Source organism: Bacillus sp. JJ1521, assembly GCF_036965165.1.
GTDB lineage: Bacteria > Bacillota > Bacilli > Bacillales > Bacillaceae_L > Ferdinandcohnia.
On record NZ_JBALOX010000198.1, the window covers coordinates 1 to 4,913 of the forward strand.

General features: G+C 34.7%; 3 protein-coding genes. All 3 read left to right on the plus strand.

Annotated features, from left to right (window positions below; all coding sequences use genetic code 11):
• Positions 1–298: 298 nt before the first annotated feature.
• The 3 genes from V7147_RS21665 to V7147_RS21675 are packed head-to-tail and all read left to right on the plus strand — an operon-like array spanning position 299 to position 4,871.
• The gene (locus tag V7147_RS21665) at positions 299–1,936 is read left to right on the plus strand and encodes a cache domain-containing sensor histidine kinase (RefSeq protein ID WP_335369882.1); all 1,638 of its coding nucleotides are present in this window, start codon (positions 299–301) and stop codon (positions 1,934–1,936) included.
• Positions 1,929–3,527 carry a response regulator transcription factor gene (locus tag V7147_RS21670; RefSeq protein WP_335369883.1) on the plus strand — a complete coding sequence of 533 codons (1,599 nt, stop codon included), beginning with the start codon at positions 1,929–1,931 and terminating at the stop codon, positions 3,525–3,527. Before V7147_RS21665 ends, V7147_RS21670 begins: the two co-directional genes overlap by 8 nt.
• 15 nt (positions 3,528–3,542) lie before the next feature.
• Positions 3,543–4,871 carry an ABC transporter substrate-binding protein gene (locus V7147_RS21675; protein ID WP_335369884.1) on the plus strand — a complete coding sequence of 443 codons (1,329 nt, stop codon included), beginning with the start codon at positions 3,543–3,545 and terminating at the stop codon, positions 4,869–4,871.
• Positions 4,872–4,913 lie beyond the last annotated feature (42 nt).

A 4,913-nucleotide genomic window follows, 5' to 3' on the forward strand; every position in this document is an offset into this window, starting at 1 on the left:
GCTATTTTCGTTACTTCAGGAAGTATTGCCGCTTGCTTAGACGTCAACTGTAAATTGGTTGATCCCCTCAAACTAGAGGTTAATCCTCTATTAGTGATATAATTTATTTTTGATAATAACAAAGATGTAAGGGTTTTCCCTCATGAGAGTGGGTGGCATGTTGTTTTTTTCATTACGAAATCGTTTATTACTCATTTTTACGTGTCTATTAACAATTCCATTTATTATTTTATCTATTATGATTCCTAGCTTATTTGCGTCCGTAATACGAGAACAGACTCAAGAGCTGACTATCGAAATGATGGATCAATATTTGCTTTATGTGGAATCTATTACAACGCAGGCAGAGGATATTAGCAAGCAAGTACTAGTTAACGAAACAACTCAAGAATGGCTAAGGGCAACTAAAAATAGTGCTCAGGGTGAAGAAAGTGAAATGCTACAAAATCAGCTAAGAGAGCTTCTGGCCTCAGTAATGATCAACAATTCAAATGGAATTTCCATTTCAGTGCAATTGAATGATGGTACTAGCACTTGGGGTTATAATGAATCCCTAGATGAAACAGAATGGTTCCAAGACTTTCATGAAAATGAACAACGTTTTGTAAAGTCACATCTGGACCCTTATCAACCAAATCGTGAGATGAGCATTAGACCGGTTAATAGCTATCTATTGCCTCTTATTGATACAAATACGTTTATTCCAAGTGGGGTTATCAAGGTGAATTTTCCAACAACTTTGCTTGAAACAGCTTTAGACCAAATCAGTATCGGAAAAAATGGTCACGCGTATTTAGTAGAAAGTAATGGAGAAAATGTTTTAACTGGGAAATTAGATACACCAAATGAGATCATAAAGCGAAGCTTGGACCAAATTACAAATAATACCTCTCAAAAAGGTTTAATTCAGGTTCCAAATAATAAGGAAGAGTATCTTGTCTTTTATCAAAAATTACCAGTTGGTGACTGGATCTTAATAAGTGAAGTAACTAAGTCTGATTTATTCTCAAAAGTGAATCTTTTGCAACGGAATTTATTGATTACAAGTATATTTTTATTTTTATTAACAATAGTAGCATCTTTCGTACTTTCGTCTACAATAACAGGTCCTTTAGGAAAATTAGCGAAAGCAATGAGTTTTATAGAAAGAGGAGATTTTGTAGGGGCAAAAAGGTTTATGCCTAAGATTAAATCTCAAAATAGTGAAGTTGGTTATCTAATCAAAGTTACTAATCATACAATAGAACAATTAAAAAAACTAATTGAAACAGAATATAAAGCTAATTTGCGGAGAAAGGATGCAGAATATAAAGCTTTATTACTACAAATCAATCCTCATTTTCTAAATAATACTCTTGAAATTATGGGGAGCCTAGCTGTTCAAGGGAAAAACAAAGAAGTAATGAATGTAAGTATTTATTTAGGGAGAATGTTACGGTATTCCTTAAATACAAAAAATAAGGTTGTTGATCTAGGTGAGGAACTAAATTATATAAAAAACTATACAGACATACTTAAGTTAAGGTATGGAGATATGATCAATATCAATATGGAGATTGATCCAGAAACTAAAACTCTCCCTATTATTAAATTCATTTTGCAGCCACTTGTGGAAAATGCGGTAAAATATAGCTTTAGTGAAAAAATGGAAGCTACAATTTCTATTAAAACTAAAAAAAACGAAGACCATATTAAGATAATTATAGAGGATAAAGGGATAGGTATGTCCGATGAAGTTATTTCAGGCCTTTTAGAATCAAATGAAGAAATAGATGTATTAGATAGTAAAGGGAATAGTATTGGGCTAAGAAACGTCCTTGGACGTTTAACTCTATATTATGGGGAAGCCTTTTCCTATGAAATCGACTCAATATTGAATGAAGGTACAATAATTACGTTATGTATAGAGTTGGAGCGGGGTGATATACATGATTAAAGTACTAATCATTGATGACGAGATACAAATTCGTAAAGGGTTACGGTTGAAAGTGAATTGGGAAAAAGAGGGGTTTGAAATTGTTGAAGAGGCTTCAAATGGAAAAGAGGCACTTGGGATACTCGAAAAGACGGACATCGATCTAGTAATTACAGATATGAGAATGCCAATTATGGATGGCGTTGAATTGGCAAAACGATGTCATATCGAATATCCACACGTGAAAATTGTTGTACTATCAGGTTATTCTGATTTTGATTATGTAAGGAACTCACTGAAACAAGGGGTAAAAGACTATTTATTGAAACCAGTTGCACCTGATGAATTGGAAGAATCTTTAAGGAAAATTCGAGAAGAGATTAAGGAAGAAAATAAGAAACAAGCAGAGTTAGATAGGATGAACCTACTGGCTAATTTACACCTACAAGAAATGCAAGAACAATACATACTTTATTTAGTGAAAGAGGAGAGGCTACAACCCGATATTGTAAAAGAAAGACTAAAGCAATTACAATTAGAGGAACTTTTAAATGAAAATGCAAAAGTTCAATTTATTACCGTTGAAATGAGAGAATACAGTGATCCTATTAAGTTAGAAGAACTTAAGCTCCCTTTTCAAATGTTGTGTAGAGAGATTGCTCAAGAACAAGAAGGAACATACTTGTTTAATGACCCTAACTATGCGAATATGGTCCAATTTTTACTGATCATAAACTCAAACACACAAACATCTACTAGTACTTTTCAACTAGTAAAGAGAATCCAACAATCCATTACCAAGTATTTGAGAGTGGATACTGTAATCGGTATTGGTAATGTTGTAAATGGTCTGACAGAATATAGAACCGGTTATATTTCAAGTTTACTTGCTTGGAGTCAAAGTCAAATTGGGGCAAAATCTCAGGTTATAGATCAAACAGTTACGAGAGAAGAGGTTTTTGACTTTTCACCTAATATAGAGAAAAGGTTAACCAATGCGATTGAGAATGCTGATATGCTAGCTTTTAAGGAAAACATACAGTCCATACTTGGGGGAATAAAGAATCAGTCAGTTTTGTCATTTTCATTTATAGCCAATCATGTATTATTTCTGTTAGGATCTTTGGCTAAAAAATATGACGTAGAGACAAATGACATAAATAATGCCGTTTGGAATTGTCAACAAAATATCTGGAAACTAAACTCCCAATATAAAGTGAAAGAGGATCTAATCCTGCTAGCGCAGTTAATTATGGAAAGAGTTCGTCAGACCCGTTTTTCAAATAAGGCAATAATCGACAGTGTTCGAAACTATGTAGACCTTCATTATGCCAGTGAAATATCGCTAACCACCCTGTCTAACCTTTTTCATATTAATAGTGCTCATTTATCAGAAACATTTAAACATCATGTTGGCAAGAACTTTAGCGATTATCTAGTTAACTTGAGGATGGAAAAGGCAGCTGAATTACTTAAAGATAATCAGCTTAAAATTATTGATGTTGCAAACTTAGTAGGCTTTTCTAGCTCAGGATATTTTAGCACAGTATTTAAGAAACACTATGGACAAACTCCTATTGAATTTAGAAATGCCATATCCTGGAATGGTTAAAAAGGAGGGATATGTTTGAAAAAATGGTGGCCAGTAGTTATGATCATTGTTTTATTGGGTATAGCAAGTGCTATTATTTATCCTTCTTCAATAAACCAAAGCGACAAAGATGGTAAAGGGGAGGTAACTGGGCAAATTGAACTAACTTTCATACGGAATCTAGGAAATGACGCTTTCAATCAAGCTTATGAAGAGATAATTGCTGCCTTTGAAGCGAAGCATCCCCATATCAAGATTAATATGCAATCCATGCATTGGGCACATGAATATGAATTAAGATTGCGTACAGAATTGGTAGCTGGTAACCATCCCGATATTATAGCAATTGATAGCCCTAACTTAGCTCTTTATGCAAATGCAGGGTTTCTCTTATCAATCGATTCGTATATGAAAGAGGCGGGTTATATAGAAGATATACCCAAAGGGTTATTAAATGGTTTAACCTATAATGATGAAATCTATCTTGCGCCTATTGTAGAGCCTAGTATCGCCCTGTTTTACAATATGAATCTCTTCAGAGAGAATGGAGTCCCTTTCCCTCCAAATGATCCAAACAATCCACTGACATGGGATGAGGTTTTAGAAATTGCCAAAAAGATTAATAACCCAGAAAAGGGAGTAATAGGAATTGATCCAGGTCAGGGATTTGGGGGTGGGGAAGGCCCTGCTTATTTTAAAATGCCTCTCCTTTGGCAGTTTGGGGCTGAAGTGTTAAGCCCTGATGCAACTACAGCTGAAGGTTTTTTAAATTCAAAAGAAGCATTAAAAGCATTGCAATTTTATCAAGATTTATACCAAAAACATCATGTAGCAGCAGTTGAATTACCTCCGTATGCTTTTGAAACGGATAAGCTCGCTATGACTGTACTGGGCTCTTGGCACATAGAAGAATTGCAAAAGTATCCTGGTTTTATTCTCGGTGAAGATTTTGGCGTGACCCCTTTGCCGAAGGCTATATCCCAAGTTGCACCTAATGGTGGTTGGGCACTCGGGATTTCTTCTAAAACAAATCACCCAAATGAAGCATGGGAATTTGTTAAATTTGCAACTGGTAAAGAGGGTTCTGAAATATTCGTTGAAATGACAGGAGATTTACCTGCAAGATTTTCGGTAGCCCAAGAAATTCCAAAGCTTAATGAGTATCCTCAAAATATTTTTATTGAACAAGGACAAAACCACTCAAAGAACAGACCGGTTACTCCAGCCTATCCTGTGATAAGTGAGGCCGTTAAAGATTTATTTGAAGACGTCGGGAAAAACGGGAAGGATGTCAAGGCTGCTGCTAATGAAGCGGTAGTGAAAATAAATAATAGTTTAAATGAAATGAAAAATTATAAACAGTAATCCTCTAGTTCAAAAACTAGGGGATTTTTTTCTGTAGATTAC